Annotated in this window: 18 protein-coding genes and 1 pseudogene; 11 read left to right on the top strand and 8 right to left on the bottom strand. The window is 54.5% G+C overall.

All coding sequences use genetic code 11. The features are described from left to right. Positions 1-2: 2 nt before the first annotated feature. Positions 3-1,187, bottom strand: coding sequence for an efflux RND transporter periplasmic adaptor subunit (locus JQF37_RS21595; protein WP_130206917.1), 1,185 nt, complete (start codon positions 1,185-1,187; stop codon positions 3-5). 144 nt (positions 1,188-1,331) lie between these two features. Here JQF37_RS21595 and baeS point away from each other — a divergent pair, with 144 nt between their 5' ends. Together baeS and JQF37_RS21585 are read left to right on the top strand one after the other, a co-directional pair. Then, positions 1,332-2,717 carry a sensor histidine kinase efflux regulator BaeS gene (baeS, locus tag JQF37_RS21590; RefSeq protein ID WP_130206919.1) on the top strand — a complete coding sequence of 462 codons (1,386 nt, stop codon included), beginning with the start codon at positions 1,332-1,334 and terminating at the stop codon, positions 2,715-2,717. Positions 2,718-2,720: 3 nt separating this feature from the next. Continuing rightward, positions 2,721-3,404: a response regulator gene (locus JQF37_RS21585; RefSeq protein ID WP_130206921.1), complete on the top strand. Its 684-nt coding sequence runs from the start codon at positions 2,721-2,723 to the stop codon at positions 3,402-3,404. A gap of 22 nt (positions 3,405-3,426) precedes the next feature. Here JQF37_RS21585 and JQF37_RS21580 read toward each other — a convergent pair whose 3' ends face one another. From JQF37_RS21580 to JQF37_RS21570, 3 genes are all read right to left on the bottom strand, one after another. Next, positions 3,427-3,873, bottom strand: a complete 447-nt coding sequence (locus JQF37_RS21580) for a hypothetical protein (RefSeq protein ID WP_130206923.1) — start codon at positions 3,871-3,873, stop codon at positions 3,427-3,429. Positions 3,874-3,953: 80 nt separating this feature from the next. After that, a complete protein-coding gene (locus JQF37_RS21575; protein WP_130206925.1) occupies positions 3,954-5,243 on the bottom strand; it encodes an ATP-binding protein in 1,290 nt (429 codons plus the stop codon). Then, positions 5,240-5,923, bottom strand: coding sequence for a response regulator transcription factor (locus tag JQF37_RS21570; protein ID WP_130206927.1), 684 nt, complete (start codon positions 5,921-5,923; stop codon positions 5,240-5,242). The genes JQF37_RS21575 and JQF37_RS21570 overlap by 4 nt, the downstream gene beginning before the upstream one ends. Positions 5,924-6,147: 224 nt before the next feature. Between JQF37_RS21570 and bamA the strand changes: the two genes are divergently transcribed. The 3 genes and pseudogenes from bamA (at position 6,148) to JQF37_RS21555 (ending at position 10,967) form a co-directional block, all read left to right on the top strand. Further along, a complete protein-coding gene (gene bamA, locus JQF37_RS21565) occupies positions 6,148-8,514 on the top strand; it encodes an outer membrane protein assembly factor BamA (RefSeq protein ID WP_130206929.1) in 2,367 nt (788 codons plus the stop codon). A 682-nt stretch (positions 8,515-9,196) separates the two neighbouring features. Beyond that, positions 9,197-9,778, top strand: a pseudogene (locus tag JQF37_RS21560) (polysaccharide lyase family 7 protein); the annotation flags it as partial. A 403-nt stretch (positions 9,779-10,181) separates the two neighbouring features. Then, on the top strand, positions 10,182-10,967 hold the full coding sequence (locus JQF37_RS21555) for a Nin-like protein (protein ID WP_223272672.1): 786 nt from the start codon (positions 10,182-10,184) through the stop codon (positions 10,965-10,967). Here the strand turns inward: JQF37_RS21555 and JQF37_RS21550 are convergent, their stop codons facing one another. Continuing rightward, a complete protein-coding gene (locus JQF37_RS21550) occupies positions 10,968-11,243 on the bottom strand; it encodes a hypothetical protein (protein WP_130206931.1) in 276 nt (91 codons plus the stop codon). Positions 11,244-11,600: 357 nt separating this feature from the next. On the opposite strand from JQF37_RS21550, the gene JQF37_RS21545 reads away from it, so the two are divergent. From JQF37_RS21545 to JQF37_RS21525, 5 genes are all read left to right on the top strand, one after another. Beyond that, on the top strand, positions 11,601-12,095 hold the full coding sequence (locus JQF37_RS21545; protein ID WP_130206933.1) for a hypothetical protein: 495 nt from the start codon (positions 11,601-11,603) through the stop codon (positions 12,093-12,095). Positions 12,096-12,131: 36 nt separating this feature from the next. After that, on the top strand, positions 12,132-12,344 hold the full coding sequence (locus JQF37_RS21540) for a hypothetical protein (RefSeq protein ID WP_090318852.1): 213 nt from the start codon (positions 12,132-12,134) through the stop codon (positions 12,342-12,344). Further along, positions 12,344-13,456, top strand: a complete 1,113-nt coding sequence (locus JQF37_RS21535) for a tyrosine-type recombinase/integrase (RefSeq protein ID WP_130207050.1) — start codon at positions 12,344-12,346, stop codon at positions 13,454-13,456. The genes JQF37_RS21540 and JQF37_RS21535 overlap by 1 nt, the downstream gene beginning before the upstream one ends. A 316-nt stretch (positions 13,457-13,772) precedes the next feature. Then, positions 13,773-15,104 carry a site-specific integrase gene (locus JQF37_RS21530; protein WP_073844914.1) on the top strand — a complete coding sequence of 444 codons (1,332 nt, stop codon included), beginning with the start codon at positions 13,773-13,775 and terminating at the stop codon, positions 15,102-15,104. A gap of 60 nt (positions 15,105-15,164) precedes the next feature. Next, complete coding sequence (locus tag JQF37_RS21525) at positions 15,165-16,181, top strand: hypothetical protein (RefSeq protein WP_073844916.1); 1,017 nt, start codon at positions 15,165-15,167, stop codon at positions 16,179-16,181. 13 nt (positions 16,182-16,194) lie between these two features. Here the strand turns inward: JQF37_RS21525 and JQF37_RS21520 are convergent, their stop codons facing one another. From JQF37_RS21520 to JQF37_RS21510, 3 genes are all read right to left on the bottom strand, one after another. Then, a complete protein-coding gene (locus JQF37_RS21520) occupies positions 16,195-17,295 on the bottom strand; it encodes an inovirus-type Gp2 protein (RefSeq protein WP_143192539.1) in 1,101 nt (366 codons plus the stop codon). Positions 17,296-17,615: 320 nt separating this feature from the next. Further along, entirely contained in the window at positions 17,616-19,070 is a 1,455-nt protein-coding gene (locus JQF37_RS21515; RefSeq protein ID WP_073844920.1) for a YfjI family protein, read from the bottom strand. 28 nt (positions 19,071-19,098) lie between these two features. Then, a complete protein-coding gene (locus JQF37_RS21510; RefSeq protein ID WP_073844924.1) occupies positions 19,099-19,335 on the bottom strand; it encodes an AlpA family phage regulatory protein in 237 nt (78 codons plus the stop codon). 405 nt (positions 19,336-19,740) lie between these two features. On the opposite strand from JQF37_RS21510, the gene JQF37_RS21505 reads away from it, so the two are divergent. After that, positions 19,741-20,070, top strand: coding sequence for a hypothetical protein (locus JQF37_RS21505; RefSeq protein WP_057711611.1), 330 nt, complete (start codon positions 19,741-19,743; stop codon positions 20,068-20,070). Positions 20,071-20,105: the final 35 nt, after the last annotated feature.

Raw genomic sequence — 20,105 nt, 5'->3', positions numbered from 1 at the left:
GCTCAACCCTCCTTCACTGGAGTGGACGGTGTGGCAGCTTGAGCATTGGCGTCCTGCACTTGCACGGCGGCGCCGGCACGGACTTTTTGTCCGCCCTCGACGATCAACTGATCACCTGCCTTCAGGCCCGAAGTGACCCACCATTGATTACCTATCGCGCGATCGAGGGTCAGCTCACGTTGTTCGACCTTGCCGTCGACCACCAGCAACGCCGTGGTCACACCGCTGGCGCTACGGTTTACCGCTTTTTGCGGAATCACAATGGCCTGGTCATTGCGCGCCTGTTCCAGCACCGCGCGCACATACATGCCCGGCAGCAGCAGGTGATCGGGGTTGGCGAAGACAGCGCGCAGGGTCACGGTGCCCGTGCCCTCGTTGACGCTGATACCGCTGACCTTGAGCCGCCCCGGCTGGTTGTAGGTGGTGCCGTCGTCCAGCTTCAGGCTGATCGATGCCTCGCCATCGCCGTTGGACTGCAACACGCCGCTGGCCAAGTCACGCTTGAGCCGCAGCAGTTCCGTGGTCGATTGGGTAACGTCCACATAGATCGGATCGAGTTGCTGCACCGTGGTCAATGCGCTGTCCTGATTGGCCACCACCAGCGCCCCTGGGGTCACCGTGGAGGTTTCAATACGCCCGCTGACCGGAGAGGTAATACGCGTGTAAGCCAGGTTGATCCGCGCGGTTTGGACTTCGGCCTCGGCGACCTGCACGTCGGCGGCGGCGGTCAGCAAGGTCGCTTGGGCGTCCTCGTTATCTTGCTGACTGATGGCATTGATCTTCACCAGTTCGGTATCGCGCTTGGCGGTGGCCTGCGCTGATTTAAGCGTGGCGCGGTACTTGGCCAGGCTCGCCTGGGACTGCGCCAGCGCGGCCGTATAGGACGCCGCATCCAATTGATACAGCGCCTGCCCGACCTTGACATCCGCCCCCTCGACAAACAAACGCCGCTGCACGATGCCGCCGACTTGCGGACGGATCTGCGCCACCATAAAGGCCTGAGTGCGCCCCGCAAGCTCGGTGGTCAGCACTTGGCTCTGGGGTTTTATGCTGATCACCGAGACTTTGGGGGGGACCGCTTCAAGTGCCGGCTCGCCGCCGGAGCAGCCGCCCAGAATGACCAGAATGATCAAGGACAGGAGAACCGCGGCGGTTACCAGGAGTTTGGTAATTATTTTCGTCGACATAGCTGCCTCTGCAAGACGGGATGGCTTGAGTCAGCGCCATCCTGCGAGGCAAATGTGCAGGAAAATTGAAGATTGCCCGGCTGGGTTGAATCTTTTCTACGCCAGGGCCTAAATGGTCCAATCCATTCCTAACGGCCCATCTCCATGAAGTTGAGTATCTCCACCAAGCTGTTTATTGCGGTACTGTCCAGCGTGCTGCTGGTCATCCTGAGCATGGGCTTGGCGACGAGCTGGAGTTTTGGCCGGGGCTTTCTCGGCTATCTCAATGAGCAGGCGTTGGACCGTATGGCGCCAGTGTTACCGCGTCTGGCCAGTGCCTACGCGCGCGAGGGTAATTGGGAATTTCTGCGCAACCAGCCGGATCGCTGGTTCGACATCATGCGGCCCGAACTCGGCGAAGATCCGGCGAAGAACGACTTACGCACCCCCATGGCCTCGGACCTGACGGGCGCCCTGTTTCGCATCGCCTTGTTGGATAAACACAAAAAACGCGTGAACGGCTACCCGGATATCGGCGACGACGCCCTGTTACGCCCGATTGTAGTCGCCGATGAAACCGTGGGTTGGCTGGCCGTGACCCCGTTCCAGAGCGTGACCGAAGCCGGCGGCGATCGGTTCCAGCAATACCAGTTACGCACCAGCCTGGTCATGGGCGCCTTTTCGCTACTGCTGGCGATGCTGATTGCCTGGTGGATCGCCCGCACGCTGCTGGAGCCGGTCAAACGGGTGGCCGCGGCGACCCACCGCCTGGCCAGCGGCGACTACAGCAGCCGGGTGGCGGTGGCCTCCAATGACGAAGTGGGTCAATTGGCCCGTGACTTCAACCAACTCGCCTACACCCTGGAGCGCAATGAACAGATGCGTCGCGAATTCATGGCTGATGTGTCCCACGAACTGCGCACCCCGCTGTCGGTGTTGCGCGGCGAGCTGGAGGCCATCGAGGATGGCGTACGCACCTTGAACCAAGGGTCGATGAAGTCTTTGCAAGGTGAGGTCAGCATGCTCAGCAAACTGGTCGATGACCTCTATGAGCTGTCCTTGGCGGATGTTGGTGCGCTGACCTACCGCAAGAACTCGTGCACACTGGATCAAGTGCTGCAAACCTGCGTATCGATGTTCCAGGAGCGCTTGAACGCCCGGCACCTGCGTGTCGAACTGGATCTGCCGTCGCAGCCCCTGGAACTGTTGGCCGATGCCAATCGCTTGCAGCAATTGTTTTCCAACCTGCTGGAAAACGCCGTGCGCTACACCGACCCGAACGGGCTCATACGCATCCGCGCCGTGCTGGACCGCGCGGATGTGTGCATTGAGTTTCTCGACTCCGGACCTGGCGTTTCGGCCGAGCAGCTGCCGCGCCTGTTCGAGCGCTTCTATCGCGGCGAGTCATCGCGCAACCGCGCCAGTGGAGGTACCGGCCTGGGCCTGGCGATTTGTCACAGCATCGCCCTCGCCCACGGCGGCAGCCTCAGTGCCGCTCACTCCCCACTCGGCGGCCTCTGGCTGACCCTGCGCCTGCCACGGAATATCTGAACCATGCCCCACGACAGCCCGATTCTGATCGTTGAAGACGAACCCAAGCTGGCTGCATTGATGCAGGATTATCTGGTGGCTGCGGGTTACCCGACCCTGTGCCTGGACAACGGTTTGCAGGTGGTGCCGACGGTGCGCGACCAGGCACCGCGCCTGATTTTGCTCGACCTGATGCTGCCCGGGCGTGACGGTATGAAAGTCTGCCAAGACCTGCGCGGGTTCAGCGCCGTGCCGATCATCATGATCACCGCCCGCGTCGAAGAGTTGGACCGCCTGCTGGGCCTGGACCTGGGAGCCGACGACTACATCTGCAAACCTTTCAGCCCGCGCGAAGTGGTTGCCAGAGTCAAGGCCATCCTGCGGCGCAGCCCGCATTTCCTGACGTCTGCAACTCCACGCCTGCACATTGACGAAGAGCAGTACCAGGCGTCCCTCGACGGCATCGCACTGGACCTGACGCCCTTGGAACTGCGCCTGCTCAGCACCCTCGCCCGCTCTGCGGGACGGGTGTTTTCCCGGGATCAGTTGCTCGACAGGATCTACTCCGATCACCGGGTGGTCACCGACCGCACGGTCGACAGCCATATCCGTAATCTGCGGCGCAAGCTCGAACAGGCCTGCCCGGGAGAGCATCCGATCGAATCGTTGTATGGGGTGGGTTATCGGTTTCAGCTCGCCGACGCTTGAAGCGTCGTTGAGATAGACGTTATTAGTCCGCCGCGTAGATGATGGTTTGCGCGCTGTCGGACGTAGCAGGGCGGCGGGTGAAGTAGGTGTCGCCTTCATCTGTCTGGATCTCGTAGTCGACCTTGCTGGTGACACGGCCCGATGCACCCACATGCCTGATGATTTTCAACACCCGCTGAAACTTCACACTCTGAGTACCGTTCTGGGCAGGGCCAGTGAGTACATTGACCGTTTGAAACCAGCCTTCATTCTTTTTGTTCGACACGAGGGTGCCGGTCAGTGCCTCAAAACGCTCCAGACGGGTAAAGCCCCAGAGTGTTTGTTCCTCGACCGTGTTGCCTTGGGCGGCGGAGCCCGTGAATACAAACAGGTTGATGGCCGGATTGTCTTCGCAAAAGAAGTCATAGGGCACCAGCCCGTCGACCATTTTCTTGCCGGAAACGAAACCCTTTTTATGAACCAGAAACATGATCACCTCCACGCTAAAACATCAGCAAACGCTGAGTAAGTTTGAGCGGAAAGTCTACTGAGGTGGTGCGTACAGGGCCGTCAAGCCAATGTAATTTCGTGTAAAGATCGGGCCAGACCGGGCAGGCTGATTTCCACGGTCAGCCCACAGGATGGCTCGTTACGCAACACGATCGTGCCACCGTGCATTTCCACGGCCCTGGCGGCGATCGCCAGGCCCAGACCGAAACCGGCACTGGCCTCGGTCATACCGCGCTCGAACGGGTGGAAAATGCTCTGCAGTCGCTCGTTTTCAACACCCGGCCCCTGATCGGTGATCCTCACCCTAAGGCAACTTGCGTCGAGATTGACCTCAGCCAATACAACAACAGTCGTGTTCGGCCTGGTATAGCGCACTGCGTTTCGGATGACGTTCTCGAAACACCGATACAACAGCTCGCCACTGACACGACTGACAAAGGCCGGGCAAGTCTGAAGGCTGACCCGGCAACCTTTCATCCCCGCCTCGAATTGAGCGTCCTCGACAATCACCGTCAGCAATTCGATGATATCGAGCGGCTCACGCTCGATACTTCCCGGGCGGCCCTGCAAGCGCGCCAGGGTCAACAACGCCTCGATCAGCGTGTCCATGCGCACCAACTCACGCTCGATGCGCTCCACCATTTCCTGGCGTGCAGGATCTTGCTGTAACAGCCCGATGGCCGCTTGCATTCGCGTCAACGGTGAGCGCAGTTCGTGAGAGATGTCGTGCAACAGGTGTTGCTGAGCCTCCACCAGCAGCTTCAGCTGGTTGGCCATTCGGTCGCAGTCCTCAGCCAGATCGACGATTTCATCGCGGCGCCCACCCATCATCGGCTTGACCCGGGTTTCGAAGCGCCCCTGAGCCACGTCGCTCATCGCCCGCCTGAGGTAGACCAGAGGCCACGCCAGGTAATACGCCAGATAACAGCTGAACAGTGCACTCATCACCGTGCCGATGATCAATGGCGTCAGGCGCCCCGGCCTTTGGTCACCTTCCCGGCCGGGGGAATGCGTGGACCTTAGCAACAGCGTAATACCGTCCTTGCTGATGATCGATCGCTCATAGGCCGGTCGTGGAACCGGCGATCCCGCCAGCAGTTGGCCGGCACTGTCGTACACGCCTATGGCCTGGTCATCGGGACGCTCCCACACCATCAGCAACTGCCGGCCCGACTCGACACCAAACTGTTGCAGCAGCTGTTCTTCGCTGGCAAGGATCGCTTCCAGATGAGGATCTCCGGGCTTGAAACTGCCCAGCACCAGCATGCCCAGCCCGACAAAAAACGTCAGGCTGGTGGCGAGCCAAAAAGCCAGGAACAGTTTCCAGAACAGCCGGCTGGGTTTCATCATTCGGCGATCAACAGGTAACCGAGGCCACGCACGCTCTGAATCCAGGCCTTGGTGTCGGGACGCGGGCCCAGCTTTTGGCGAATGCTGCTGATGTGCACGTCGATGCGCCGGTCGTAGCGGGTCAAGGGACACCCCAAGGCATTGAGTGACAGATCCTGTTTGCTCACCACCTGTCCAGCACATCGGGCCAGTTCTTCGAGCAAGCTGAACTCGGTGCTGGTCACCCCCAGCTCGCGACCCTGCCAGAGGGCCTGGCGCTTGCCGGGCCACAAGACCAGAGGGCCAGTCCTGATCACTTCCGTGGTCGACTGATCCGCCGGCTGCACCCTGCGCATGATCGCCCTCAAACGCGCCACCAGTTCACCCGGCGAGCTGGGCTTGGGCACATAGTCATCGGCGCCCAGTTCCAGGCCTGTGATCTTGTCAATGTTGTCGCCACGGGCCGTGAGCAAAACCACCGGTACCTGGCTGGCGGCCCGAATGCGCCTGAGCACCTTGATACCCGACAGCCGCGGCAGCATCACGTCCAGCACCACAATGCTGTAGCGCCCGGAAAGCGCTTGAACCTCGCCCTCCTCGCCCGTGTGCACGGCTGTCACCTCAAAGCCTTCACGTTCCAGGTATTGGCTGAGCATTTCAGTCAGTTCCTGGTCATCGTCGACTAGCAATACGCAGATCATGGGGAGCTCTGGAGTGGGTGTCGACGCATTATCGCCCTTGCACTGCATACCGTCATCGCCCCGTGCCAACCTTTACCTAACTTGACACTTGGTTAACCGCACCAAACGCACCGAGCTTTTATGCTTCACCTCCACCAGCCTGCTCGCTCCGCGGTAACGCCTCTTGCTGTGAGTTAACCGCGCCCGCCTACGCTGCTTGTCGATGTGTTCTGGATAAGATCTTGATGAATTTTTCGCGCCTGCTCTGCTCGGCTGCACTGCTGCTCAATGCCACACTTGCGCACGCCCAAGGCTTCAAAATTTCCGATATTCGCATTGACGGCCTTCAACGCGTTTCCGCAGGCAGTGTGTTCGGTGCCTTGCCGTTGAACGTCGGTGATGACGCGGATGAGCGTCGCCTGGTGGAGTCCACCCGTGCGCTGTTCAAGACCGGTTTCTTTCAGGATATCCAACTGGGGCACGAGGGTAATGTCCTGGTCATCACGGTCGTCGAGCGCCCCTCGGTCGCGAGTATCGAGATTGAAGGCAACAAGGCGATTTCCACTGAAGACCTGATGAAGGGCCTCAAACAGTCCGGTCTGGCCGAAGGCGAGATTTTCCAGCGCGCCACCCTCGAAGGTGTGCGTAACGAGCTGCTGCGTCAGTACGTCGCTCAAGGGCGATACTCGGCGTCGGTCGACGCCGAAGTGGTGCCGCAACCGCGTAATCGCGTGGGTCTGAAAATCAAGATAGACGAAGGCTCCGTAGCGGCGATCCAGCACATCAACGTGGTGGGCAATACCGTCTTCGCCGAAGAGGAATTGACCGACCAATTCACCCTCAAGACCAGCAACTGGCTGTCGTTCTTCAAGAACGATGACAAGTACGCCCGTGAAAAACTCTCCGGTGACCTGGAGCGTCTGCGCTCCTACTATCTGGATCGCGGCTATATCAACATGGATATCGCGTCGACCCAGGTGTCCATCACCCCGGACAAAAAGCATGTCTACATCACCGTCAACATCAACGAAGGCGAGAAGTACGCCGTTCGTGACGTCAAGCTCAGCGGCGACCTGAAAGTGCCGGAAGACCAGGTCAGGTCGCTGCTGCTGGTTCAAAAAGGCCAGGTGTTCTCGCGCAAAGTCATGACCACTACCTCGGACTTGATCACCCGTCGTCTGGGTAACGAGGGTTACACCTTCGCCAACGTCAACGCCGTGCCGACCCCGCACAATGACGATCACACCGTCGACGTCACCTTCGCCGTGGATCCGGGCAAGCGTGCCTACGTCAACCGCATCAACTTCCGGGGCAACACCAAGACTGACGATAAGGTTCTGCGCCGTGAGATGCGCCAGATAGAAGGTGGCTGGGCTTCGACCTACCTGATCGACCAGTCCAAGACCCGTCTGGAACGCCTGGGTTTCTTCAAGGAAGTCAACGTCGAGACCCCGGCGGTAGCGAGCGTCGATGACCAGGTCGATGTGAACTATAGCGTCGAAGAACAGGCGTCCGGTTCGATCACCGCCAGCGTTGGCTTCTCCCAGAGCTCCGGCCTCATCCTCGGCGGTTCGATCACCCAGAACAACTTCCTCGGCACCGGCAATTACGCCAGCCTGGGCCTGACCCGCTCGTCTTACCAAAGCAAGTACAACTTCGGTTTTACCAACCCCTACTTTACGCCGGACGGAGTGAGCCTAGGCTACAACCTGTTCTACAACGCCACTGACTACAACGAATATTACGATGACGATTATTCGTACTATTCCATCAATAGCTATGGCGCCGGAACAACAGTCGGCTACCCGATCAATGAAACCTCACGACTGAGCTTCGGCGTGACGGTGCAACATGACAGCATCGAAGCAGGCACCTACAGCGCCGATGAGATCTATGACTTCATCGAACGCGAAGGCAAAGAATTCAACAACCTCAAGGCTAACATCGGTTGGTCGGAGTCGACCCTGAACCGCAGCGTACTGGCCACCCGCGGCCATTCGCAAAACCTGAACCTGATGATGACAGTGCCCGGCAGCGACCTGAATTTCTACAAGCTCGACTACACCGGGCAAGCCTTCTTCTCGGTCACCGACGCCACCTCGCTGCGGTTCCATACCAAGATCGGCTACGGCAACAGCTATGGCTCGACAGAAGGCCTGCCGTTCTATGAAAACTACACCGCCGGAGGCGAAGGTTCGGTGCGCGGTTTCAAAAGCGGCACCCTCGGCCCGCGCAACACTCCGGCCACTGGCACCTATGCCAGCGCTGGGCAGGCGTATTATTCCGACCGGGACACCGAAGCACTGGGCGGTAACATCCTCATCACCGGCGGCGTTGAATACCTGTTTCCGATGCCCTTCATCAAAGACAACAAATCCGTGCGCACTTCGGTGTTCTGGGACGTTGGCAGCGTCTACTCCAACAAATGCTACCTGAGCACCACCCAGGGTTGCGACGGGGTCGACCTCGACCAGATGGCCAGTTCGGTAGGGGTTGGGGTTACTTGGTATAGCCCGTTGGGGCCATTGAGCGCTAACGTGGCATTCCCGGTGCGCACACCCGAAAATGCTGATACACAGGTGTTTCAGTTTTCCTTGGGACAGACGTTTTGAGCTGAACAATGCAGGCATGGGTAGATGCATCTCAACGCATGCCGTTGAGGCATGGCCGTAGGGGTTCCATTTTGCGTAGGTGCGACGCTGGCCCTCCACTTCATTGAGCAGGTACCAGAAAGTGCCGGCGTCGATTCACGGAATGAAGATCGCATCCCATATTCACTCACAAACAACTTCCCTGGGCTCTCGCCTCAAAGATTGCGGAGAAAGACCCAGCTTACGGATGAATACCACCCGTAAATGGCGCCTGTCACGGCAACCCATGTCCCTGGCGATGATTTCCTCGCTCCACCGTATTCCCGGCTGTCTCAAGTTGTAGCTTCTCTACAGCTTTGGCAGGCGACAGGCCGGTTTCCGAATAGAAGACGAGGCTGAATTGTCGCTCTCTAAGATGAGCGACTTTAGCCAAGCTTTCCACCGTAAGCACGCCGGACGGCGTTCGAGCGAGCGTAATCAACCGCCAACTGTACACGATCCGATCCTGGTGCAAGTTTCAACATCTCAGAATGTTGGGACTGACCGCACGATCTACGGTGGTACATGACTAGGACGCGGGCTATTTAGCTGGCCGAAACCCGTGGTCTGATACGGACACCGGAAGAGCTGGATGCGCCGAGTCAGCTTATCCCGGGCCTTCGCTGGGTGCACTGCATCTAACGCTGAGGCATTTTCAGGTGTGCTACTCGAGTGTCCGGAAGTTATCTCGATGCTTCCCGATGGCTCACTGCAGATGACGGCGCCCACGCTCGGAGCTTCGAGTAAGAGTACGAAGCGAACTCGCTGCGAATGGAAGGAGCCAGGTTACTGGTTGTTTTCCAGCGCAGCAGACCACTGGAACCGACAAGAGATGCGAGTAACAAAGGTCAACTCGCTGCAGAAGGTTGTGATCGCTCAAATTCATGTAAAGGACTCAGAGCGACCACCTGTGAAGGTGTTCTGGAACAAGGGAAAAATCATCATGGGGTTCCGATCGAGCTACCTGCAAGACGATCCCGTGAATTCGACAGTGCTGGAAAACGTACCGCTCGGCGCGCTTTTCAAAATCAACATTCACGCCAACTCCAGCGGCGCTGTATCAGTTTCGGCAAGCTGTAACGGCGTGAAATCTACTTCCGCAATTATGCGTCTCGACAACACTTGGGACACTAAAACTCTCGCCTTCCACGGCGGCGTCTACAACCAAGTCGATTATTCCGAAACCACTGATCCTGAGGACGCTTCGATCTGCGTAATCAGTGATCTGTCAATCACCCACGGGTAAGACCAACCAGCGCCACGACAGCCTGTCGTTAACTGCCCGATCCTCTCTATGAGAGCGCATCGGGGTGTGATCTGAGAGTTAGTCTCGGGCAGCGGATGAGCCAACCGGTTGCCTATAGGGCTACCCCTTCCGCCGAATGCCGGTTGAGCCCCGGCCAGATCACACCCCGATGCGAAAGAAGCTGCGGACTACTCCCGTTCCTTTGCATCTCGGTAATAGCTATCACATACGACTTCAAGTAAATCCTGGGTGGCCTCGGTCCGCATGCGCAGAACAGTATCCTCAAGTTCTGCTTTGTGTTTTGGCTGCGAGGAGAATTCCCTAATGTCGTTTGCTAATTGAGTCGACATGTGTGGATGTAGTGTAGTGGTCAACTAATCCCGGCGGTCGCACCAGCGCCTACATGCTGCGCCAGGTGCTGGAAAACAACGATGACCTGAGCGATCTGATCGTCACCTTCGCCAACACCGGCAAGGAACACCCAGCCACTCTGGAGTTTGTACAGGAGTGTGCCGAGCACTGGTCGGTGCCGATCGTCTGGCTTGAGTTCCGTGACAACGAAACTGGCTTTGATGTGGTGGACTTCGCCTGTGCCAGCCGCCAAGGCGAACCATTCGAAGCACTGATCCGCAAGCGCAAGTATTTGCCCAACCCAGTGACCAGGTTCTGCACCATCGACCTCAAGATCCGGATCATCCACAAATATCTGCGCAGCTTGGGTCTTTCGACCGAGGAAGCACCGGTAGACATGATGACCGGCATCCGTGCCGATGAGCCGCGGCGTATCGTGAAGATCCGCCACCGCAAAAGTACGAGTGAAAGCAAGTGGGCAACCATGGTGATGCCGTTGGCCGATGCCGGCGTTCAGGACATTACCGACTTCTGGGCTGGCCAACCATTCGACCTGATGCTGCCGACGATTAACGGCAGGACGCTGGAAGGAAACTGCGACCTTTGTTTCTTGAAGGGTGCCAAGCAGGTCTATTCCATCATCGCCAGTGACAGGCCCAAGGCCGAATGGTGGGCTCGCATGGAAAGCTCAGTCGTGTCCGGCGGCAAGTTCACCGGCGACGGCGCCCGCTTTCGCAGTGACCGTCCCAGCTACCAGCAGATGCTCGACTACTCCGACACCCAATTCGACATGTTCGCCGACCATGACGAGGCAATCGCTTGCTTCTGTGGCGATTGATTACAGCGGAAATGTAACGATCATTTGGCACATCGCCGCAGCTGCCCCAAATCCAGCAGCGTAACGGTTCCAGTTTGCTTGTTTTCGCATTGTTTCTTGCGCATTGAACCTCCCCCTTTCATCGAGCCCCAGGCTCGGGGCCTGAACTGGTTCGCCCTCATGGTCCCGCAGGCTGTAGGGCACGCGGACGGTTGCCGAGCGAGTCCAAGCAAGTGCTGAAAGAAACGCGAATAAACAGCTCAAAGCCGAAGCATTCATCAGGCTTACCAAACTCATGTTCATCTCCATTTTTAAGGGGCGTCCGAGTGATCTCATACGGAAGCGTTTGCAGCGGCATCGAGGCGGCGACTATCGCCTGGCGCCCGCTTGGAATGCAAGCCGCCTGGTTCGCCTACGTGTACTGCTATAAGGGCAACGCTAAAGAAGTAAGCCCACCCTGACCAGTTGCGGCCACTCAGCATTTCTCTGAAACAGCTGGCAGGGCGAACTACGGAACCTTATTCGAGCGGGCCTTCCTCGTATATCAGCTAATCCCTGATAGCCACCCTCAGCGTCCCCGCTGAATTCGTCTCGCTGCCAACCAAAACCTTGCAACTCAACAGCCTGCCGGTGAACGGCGGGCGAGGATTCCCTATGTCCGCATTAAACCGCTTCCACAAAACAGCCAGCCATGCACTGGAGCAGATCAGCACCAGCCTGCCGCCCGGCGCCAAAATCTGCCTGGCCCTCTACCCCCCCGAAAAGCCAGAACTCGACATAGTCCTGCAGAACAAGGGCCTGGACCTCAATGAAGTGGTTTCGACCCTTCGCCGGCGCGGCCTGAGTATCGACGGCGACAACGCCTACAAGCGCGACCTCTGCGATTCGATTGTTGGGGCGATGGCCTTCGGCGCGCAGAACCGTAACCCGCCGCCGGTTGGTCACTGGGGCCAGCGCTTCTGGGACGTAGGCCGTGAAGAGCGTGCGCTGGCTGAAGAGTTGGTCGCGGCGCTGAAGCTCACCCGCGAGAACCTTCGCGCTTGCCAAGCAACCATCCACCTGTGCGGTGGTTTCGATCCCGCGTATGTCACCGAGGCCCAGGCGGCGATGAAGATCGCAGACGCTGCCCTAGCCAAAGCCACCCAATAACAACCTTCTGCCGCCACGCGCGGCATGGAGCATCCAATGAAAAAAGAACTGATAAAGATCAGCGAGTTTCAGCGCCGGCGCTGGGGCGAAGGCGGCACCCCGCAGTGCCCGCAGGCTATCCGCAACCACATCAGGAACGGAATGGTGCCCGGCGAGCAGATCGGCAAACTCTGGTACGTTGACTGGGCCGCCTTCAGCCGATCGAACGGCAATGACCTGGTCGCAATGGTATTGAAAGGAGCGGCATGATGGTGCCACGGCCGCGCAACCCTGCGAACAAGGGACTTCCGCAGAATCTGTACTACGACGCGCGGCGCTCGACCTATCGCTACCGGCGGCCTACCGACGGGAAGTGGTTTCCGTTCGGCGCCGACCGCCTCAAAGCGATTGATGCCGCGAAGCAGCTGAACCTTGAATTCATGCGAGGTGCCGACCTGGTCGGCGCCGTAATGAACAACCCCTCAGAATCGTTCGCCGGCTTCCTCGACACTTACGAGCGCGACGTCCTGCCGCCGCGTGAACTGGCCAAGGGCACCCTGGGCTTGTACGCCGTGCACTTCCGACGCTTTCGCAAGCAGTTCGAGGGCAAAGCCGTAGACCAGATCACGATCCGCATGATCGCAGAGATGCTGGACGCCCTGACCCCGCGTACGGCCAACCAATGCCGGGCGCTGCTGGTCGACATTTTCAACCATGCCGCAGCCAAAGGACTGTGCCCGGACAACCCGGCCGCCAGCACGATCAATCGCATCGAGAAGAAGCAGCGCAAGCGCCACACCGTTGAAGGCCTGAAAGCCATCAGAGAGAAAGCACCCGCCTGGCTGCAGAACGCAGTCGACCTGGCCCTGATCACCGCCCAGCGCCGCACCGATATCCTCGACATGCGATTCGACGGGGTGCGTGAGGGTTTTCTCTATCTGGTGCAGAAGAAAACCGCAAAGGCCAGTGACGCGGCGTGGATTCGGTTTCGAGTGACGCCAGAGTTACAGGCGGTCATCAGCCGATGCCGTGACGACACCGCATCACCTTACCTGATGCATCGAAAGCCAGAGCGCCGGAAACAGAAACAGGCGCAGACCAAGGACCACTGGACGAAGGTTGAGGAACGGTATTTGACGCGTGCATTCAAGGAAGCCAGGGAGGCGGCGAACTGTTACGCAGGATGGAAGGAAGAAGAGATGCCGGGCTTCCACGAAGTACGAGCGCTGTCACTGCACCTGTACAAGAAAGCCGGAAAAGACGGGCAGAAAATTGCAGGTCATGCGAGCGAGGGCATGACCAAAAACTACCAGCGCGATCACGAGGAAGTCATCTGGTCCGAGGCAATTCCGGACCTGAATATCAGCGAAATCACCGGGTAGTTTTGCGCCAGTTTTGCGCGGGTTTTGCGCAGACACAAAAAAGCCGATCTAGTTGATCGGCTTAAGTGTCTGATTTTACTCAGGAATAATGGTCGGGACGGAGTGATTCGAACACTCTACCCCTAGCACCCCATAAAGGTGAATCACAATCCAATCCAGTCTAAACAATTCCAGGAACAAGGCCTAAAGCACTGTATTTACTAGGCCAATACAGTTTACACAGTCCAACCGCTTCCGATAGTATTCTACCAAAGCCAGCGAGAAACGGTGACCCAACGGTGACCATCTGGAGCCTGGCCTTTCTGGGGAAGCGAAAGTGGCGACGATCACCGACAAACAGATGAACGCAAAACCAGCCAAACCTACCTGGCTGATCGAGGATGCTCCTCGCGGCTGCGGCCGATTCATGGCACGTCTTCGCCCAGATGGCGAACGCCTGTTTTACTTCAGGTATACCGACACCAGCGGTGGAAGAGTGTTTCTGCCCATAGGTGCATATGACGCCACTGGCACTGATGGACTTACCCTCAAGGAAGCAAGAACTAAAGCTGGAGAGTGGTCACGCCTCTACCAAAGTGGAACTCGCAACTTACGTGAACATCTGGATGCCGAGGAAGCTGCCCGTATCGCAGCCCGAGATGGTGAATTGGCACGACTCACCGCCGAGAAAGCAGAAGCCGAAGCCGAGCAAGCTCGCCAGGCGGCACGCAAGACTGTTACCGACCTATTCGAGCACTGGGCTAAGGTTGATCTCATCAACCGCAAGGACAAGGGTGCAGAGGCTCGTCGGATGCTTGAAAAGGACGTTCTGCCCTTCTTGGGCGACTTGGCTGTCGCTGATGTGAAAAAGGGTCATATCACCGAGGTGACAGATGCCCTCCTCGCTCGCGGTGTAAACCGTATGGCCAAGATGGTTTTTTCGCTTATGCGTCAAATGTTCCGCTTTGCCGTAGACCGCGACCTTATTGAGCACGATCCCAGTGCCAGTATCCGCAAAGCTAAGATAGGCGGCAAAGATACTGAACGCGACCGAGTACTGAGTGATGACGAAATCAAGCTGCTTGCTAAGAAAGCCCCTGATGCAGGACTGCTAGTCACCACCGAAGCTGCAATCTGGATTGCCCTATCGACCTGCTGTCGAATTGGTGAGCTCCTGAGCGCCCGATGGGAGCATATCGATCTAGAGCAAAGCACTTGGCTGATTCCGTCCGAGAATAGTAAAAACGGCAAACCGCACAGCATCATCCTTTCAGACTTTGCCATTAGCCACTTCAAGCGCGTAAAGCAGATTAATAGCCTGTCACCTTGGTGCTACCCGAACACCTACATAACTGACCATGTATGCCCTAAAACGGTAACCAAGCAGCTGGGAGATCGCCAGCGCCTTCCGGAACAAGGCTCCATGAGCCGACGTAGCGCCAAAGCCCAAGCACTGTTGCTACCAGGCGGAAAGTGGACGCCTCACGACCTGCGGCGTACAGGCGCGACGATTATGACTGCTATTGGCGTGCTTCCTGAAGTGGCTGAACGTTGCCTCAACCACACAGAGGAAAATAAGGTAAAACGCATATATCAGCGTCATAGCTATGCTAAAGAAATGGCGGAGGCTTGGGAAGTTCTCGGCAAACATTTATCCGGCCTGATATAGACAACCACTCCAACCGCCCAGAGAAAAGACTAGCAGCGCTACACAAGGACACTATTACAAATGAAAAACAAAGAGTTTGTTATATCAGTAACTGAATTTCTTGAGGAGCACAGCATCTCCGAAAGTGAATTCAAAAACAGAATCGAAAAGCTGCAGATTTCCCTTTTATGCCGCCGCCCTAGAAATGTTGCAGTTCACGTATCAGGCTCGGCTATCGTCGCAGGTTCAGATGAGCTACAAACAGCACAAAGCCTATTTAAGCGGCATAGGGGCACACCTTTCAGCGAAGAGCACGATTACCACGCAATTGTAGAATCCAACATTAAATTCTTCTCCATACCCCCCTCTGAGTGGGCTGAAATTATAGATTACGGAGAAATCCTAAAGGATAATTTTAGCTGTGCCTTTATCAGCAGCATCAAAGAAGGACTTTCAGTAATTTCGGCGATTGAACAACTAAAAGCACAATTAAAACCCTATCCATCCCTTGTGGTTGACGCAGGATTTTTTGTGACTAACCGAAAAAGCAACCAGCCACAAGAAGAAAAAATTACCGCCGCGGAAATACTAATTAAAAAAGAAGACACTCAAAAAATCCTTAATGAAGGAATGGAGGAGAGCCGCTACAGTCAAAAAATGGAATGGATGTCAGAGGATCTTGCAATCCTGAACGAAGCATCAGATAGATTCATCAAAAAAGAAAAAATCACCTCAATCGATCAAAAAAAAGAACTTATCGAAAAAATAAAAGACTGGCTAAAATCTAGATTCAGCCTCAGAGGCGGAGATCTTCTAGATCAGGCGGCTTATGCAATACTTCCAGACAGGCTCTATGAGTATACACCAATTGAAAAGCCAGGCAATGAAATCATCAAAGAATATCCTTCCCATGCCTCAATCTCGTTGATTATGATAAACGAGGCGGCAAAGCTTTTCTGGAAACAAAGCCAAGAAAGCACCAAAAAATATCACCCCAAAAAGGAAACAATTAAAAACCATTTGTGCGATGAGTGCGGGCTAACAGTAAAGCTTGCCGTAGCAGCTGCCAGTATTATCAGCTTAAAGCCTAGAAAGTAATCAAAAAGGCTTTCTACACAGAACCATTAGGCGCCGCCTGAGCAGGACATGAACGTCTAGGGCGCCCTCTCTTCATAGTTTTCAGCTTTGGCATATTTCCCCTGAAAAATGACCTGCCACTATCAGCAGAGAGCCGTACCCAATAGTCCACTTTCGTAAGATATGACGCCACCCTATTCTTCAAAGCGCTTACCCTGTCCAGCTGATTAAAACTAATCATACCTATTCCAAGATATTTATATTTATCCTTTACTGCATTACAATTGAAATAGCGCCCTGATCCTGCCGTAATTGAGTCCCGCCAATACTCACCAACCATTCTAGCCAAAACCCCATCCTGGCGATGATTTGATCCATTATAAAAAAGCAACAAATGAAAATGAAACCCCTTTAGCTGTCCATATTCCAGCTTACAAGCAAACCCTAACAACCCATCAACTGGAATGCCCTTGTGTAGATCTTTCTGCATTTTTGCCCAATGTACCTTTACCTTACTAACATCGCCATAAAAATCCTCACGACCACTTACAAAGCCTGACTGATAAGACAAATCAACACGCACAACAAGCATCCTAGAGTGCTTGGCGAAAAGAGCGTCTATATAACCTTCCAAGCTGTTAACTCGCTTAACGGACGCTTTACGGAATCGTTTCAAAACGGCTTTAAAAGCATCACTGGCCAGCTCCAGCCGCACAAACTCTACGAGATCATTCATTCTAACTGAAAAAGCCTCAGCGGCTCCATTGCGTAAATCCCGCCAGACTCTGAGCGAATGAAGCTCATCGACTCGATCAACACATCTGAAAAAAACCTCCACATAAGGATTAACTACATGACAGGGGAAGTACTGTTCAAGCATTCCCTTTCCCCTCTTCAGTTTGTCAACAAAATAGCGACCAAGCCTCTCAGCCTTAACCTTTACCCCGTAAAGTTGATGAGTATAAGAAGAGAACAAAAAGCCCTTACTATCAGCAAGCTCACACATTAATTTCTCAATAGAACGCAACTCCAACACCAAGCTTTCCTCTACCCTTAAAACAGGAAGCCCTCCGACCTCCTCAACCATTAGATCTAACGACCCTCCATTATCGATCCAATCAACTTCATCTATCACTCACTGATTCCTCAAGAAGCCAGCAACATGGCTTTGGGGGGGCCATGCTGCTGACAAATGATCAGTTGACATCACAACCGTCAACTATTGCACCATCAACTTATCTAACTAATTAACTAGACATCAAACAACTGATTTAATTAAACCAAACTACAAACCCAACAATCTAATTAAATAGTAATACATAATCAAGCAATAACCACCTTGAACATGCTCCCTATAAAACCTAGACAAACAAACCAACACAACTCGTAAACAACTAACGCCAAATATCAAAAACAACCCAAAGAGTTAGTACCCCGAAAAGAGACTAGCATCATCTACAAACCACCCTGCCAAGGACAGAGATCAACATAAATAGTTTTGTCCCCAGGATAATTCAAAATCCGGATAGCACTGTTATTTACCAGTCGCAAAAGAACATGCTCAAGAGCAGCTTTCTTTCTAAACTTCCCAGGCCCGCATTGCAAAATATAATTTTTTTTAACAAAACGCTTACCCACCTTACGAAAACTATCAAGCCAGCAATTTAATTCCTGCTCTTCATCGTTCTCTTTAGAGTTCTCCCCAAACAACTTTATAAAATCATTGGAGTACCATTTAGCAAGATCCGTTGCCGCCTGCAAGGTTGACATCGAAATATCACCCTCAAACCCTTCAAAACAATGAAGCAATGCAGCCAACCTAGAAATAACCTCAACTAACTTTGAACCATGATCACCTAGCCCATACAGTATTCCACCTGCACACATCCTTGACTCAATATCATTCGCAATCTCTACCCAAAGCCGAGCCGCTTCGGAGTCGAATCCGATCACTTCTTTTTCTTTTTTATTTCCTCTGAAACAAATAAGATCCATCTCAAGAAAGTGCTCCAACCGCGAGGCAAATTGTGTTTGATGATACCAGGACGGTACTTGAGTGCTTACATATCTAGTCCCCTGTGTTGAAGCCGGGCGACAGATTAGAAAGCGCGCCCACAAACCAGATCCCCTAGACACCCCGCCTTTATGAGCCATGTACTTCGAAAATACGCTCTCCTGGACCATAAGAGAGACTGTCAGCCGTGCGTCAACAAGTTTAAAGCTTTCCGCCGTCTTACGATCAATTGTGATTGAGTCACCACTCCAAATCGCATTTTGCTTTGAAAGGTCATTAAAGGCGCGCCCTTCTAAAACACCTCCACCTTCACTTGAAATCAAACCAGCCGCAGGTAAATTTTCGTACATCCCATGAAACAAAGCCTCAGAGGTTGAGTCCTCATACAAGATCTTAAATTCTTTTGGCTTAGCTGGGGCTTCTTTCTCTAAAGCCAATAGAACCTTCTCCTCTTCGTCAGCAGAAAGCCCTTTTGATGCTTTTTTCATAATCGCTTTTAATACTCCGTTACGTCGAACCATCCAGGTATCGTACTTAACTTTCCACACCGACTGACTCTCCTTCACCTCCTCGCCCTGTTTAGCCTGAAAGGCCCTAATCGGCTTCAAAAAAACATTCTCAACCGTTGACTTCCTTTCACCCGAGTCAGCAATAGCCAGAAGCATCAGCGAGGTCGGAGCGACCTGGCCATTGGGTTTACGAATATCTACAAGGCCCTGCAAGACAACAGAGATTGCAGTTAGGGCCGCATTTTGAATCAATCCCCGCGGAGCCTGAATATTAGCTTGAGCCTCATTTATTGCTGCATCCAGCAAGGGAAATTGCGACAAACTCGGATATGAATCATCTCCGAAATTAGACTTATTTGCGCTATTTCTGAAATAGTTAAAATACATAGCTCACCCAAAAATACAACAAACAACATTAAGAAACTGCAGCAGACATAACGCCCGCCATTGACCATTGATTCTGCCTAGACAGCCTCACACACTCTTCCACCCACAAATTTATTTCACTCTCAATCCAACGCACAGATGTTTTCCCGACACGTATCTGCTTTGGGAATTTCGCATCATAATGACGCGAGGCCACATTTAGCTTGTTATAAATAGTTGACCTTGAAAGACCCGTTCGCGTTAAAACATCTCTCAAGCGAAGCATAACCAACGCTTCTGATTTTTCATTAGACATCATTACACCCGTTAGGACTGGACGAGGCAATCCTATAAGCAGCAACTCAACTCTCAAAGAACGTGAGCGTAACGCTTGCTAACGTTACGCCTTAGAACATGCCACTTTGAAAGCAATTCTGTCTCGCGCCTCAAAATAGAATGTATCTCCCCTTAGCCAGTACTATTCCAGCTATTAATAGCAAAAATAGCTGCCCTTAACGCCAAACCTCACATTCAGATTCCGCCCACAACGTCCCTCCCTGGGATGTTGTTTTGGCAAGCCTCATTCAAAAAAATCTCAGACCTATATCACCTAGATGAACGCTCAGCGATGAGCGCGTCATTCAGCATTTCTGCGTGATACGTGGACTCAGCAAACAGAGAGGAATCATTTATGTACACCCCGTGCCCGAGCTGCAATTCAGGACGAGTGGTTACTAAAAATGTTGGTAAGCAAGCAGGTGGTTTGATTGGTGCAGCGGGCGGTGCGGCCAGTGGGGTCGCTGGAGCACTAACGGGAGCGGAGGCTGGCGCGGTGCTGGGAGTAGTCGGCGGGCCGGTGGGAATCGCTATCGGCAGCATCGCCGGGGCGATTTTGGGTGGTCTGTTCGGTGGGGTCGCAGGTGGCATTGCCGGGGCCACGCTGGGCGAGCAGATCGATGAAAAAATCCTTCTCAACTATCAGTGCCTGGCGTGTGGCTACAGCTTCAGCGTCAACCGTTAAGTCGTTGTGAACAGGCGTCGTTGGTTAATGAAACG

Origin of the sequence: Pseudomonas sp. MIL9, assembly GCF_016887925.1 — a bacterium.
In the GTDB taxonomy this organism is placed as follows: Bacteria; Pseudomonadota; Gammaproteobacteria; order Pseudomonadales; family Pseudomonadaceae; genus Aquipseudomonas; species Aquipseudomonas mohnii.
Note: the sequence above shows the minus strand (reverse complement) of the source record. Positions and strands in the feature narration are given on the sequence as shown.

Bases quoted from the DNA above. Each gene is read 5' to 3' on its own strand.
- JQF37_RS21585 (WP_130206921.1), top strand. From the start codon at position 2,721: ATGCCCCACGACAGCCCGATTCTGATCGTTGAAGACGAACCCAAGCTG.
- JQF37_RS21550 (WP_130206931.1), bottom strand. From the start codon at position 11,243: ATGAGTTTGGTAAGCCTGATGAATGCTTCGGCTTTGAGCTGTTTATTC.
- JQF37_RS21555 (WP_223272672.1), top strand. From the start codon at position 10,182: ATGCTGCGCCAGGTGCTGGAAAACAACGATGACCTGAGCGATCTGATC.
- JQF37_RS21595 (WP_130206917.1), bottom strand. From the start codon at position 1,187: ATGTCGACGAAAATAATTACCAAACTCCTGGTAACCGCCGCGGTTCTC.
- JQF37_RS21580 (WP_130206923.1), bottom strand. From the start codon at position 3,873: ATGTTTCTGGTTCATAAAAAGGGTTTCGTTTCCGGCAAGAAAATGGTC.
- JQF37_RS21505 (WP_057711611.1), top strand. From the start codon at position 19,741: ATGTACACCCCGTGCCCGAGCTGCAATTCAGGACGAGTGGTTACTAAA.
- JQF37_RS21535 (WP_130207050.1), top strand. From the start codon at position 12,344: ATGGTGCCACGGCCGCGCAACCCTGCGAACAAGGGACTTCCGCAGAAT.
- JQF37_RS21575 (WP_130206925.1), bottom strand. From the start codon at position 5,243: ATGATGAAACCCAGCCGGCTGTTCTGGAAACTGTTCCTGGCTTTTTGG.
- baeS (WP_130206919.1), top strand. From the start codon at position 1,332: ATGAAGTTGAGTATCTCCACCAAGCTGTTTATTGCGGTACTGTCCAGC.
- JQF37_RS21510 (WP_073844924.1), bottom strand. From the start codon at position 19,335: ATGCTTCGCTTGAGAGATGTTTTAACGCGAACGGGTCTTTCAAGGTCA.
- JQF37_RS21570 (WP_130206927.1), bottom strand. From the start codon at position 5,923: ATGATCTGCGTATTGCTAGTCGACGATGACCAGGAACTGACTGAAATG.
- JQF37_RS21545 (WP_130206933.1), top strand. From the start codon at position 11,601: ATGTCCGCATTAAACCGCTTCCACAAAACAGCCAGCCATGCACTGGAG.
- JQF37_RS21540 (WP_090318852.1), top strand. From the start codon at position 12,132: ATGAAAAAAGAACTGATAAAGATCAGCGAGTTTCAGCGCCGGCGCTGG.
- JQF37_RS21525 (WP_073844916.1), top strand. From the start codon at position 15,165: ATGAAAAACAAAGAGTTTGTTATATCAGTAACTGAATTTCTTGAGGAG.
- bamA (WP_130206929.1), top strand. From the start codon at position 6,148: ATGAATTTTTCGCGCCTGCTCTGCTCGGCTGCACTGCTGCTCAATGCC.
- JQF37_RS21515 (WP_073844920.1), bottom strand. From the start codon at position 19,070: ATGTATTTTAACTATTTCAGAAATAGCGCAAATAAGTCTAATTTCGGA.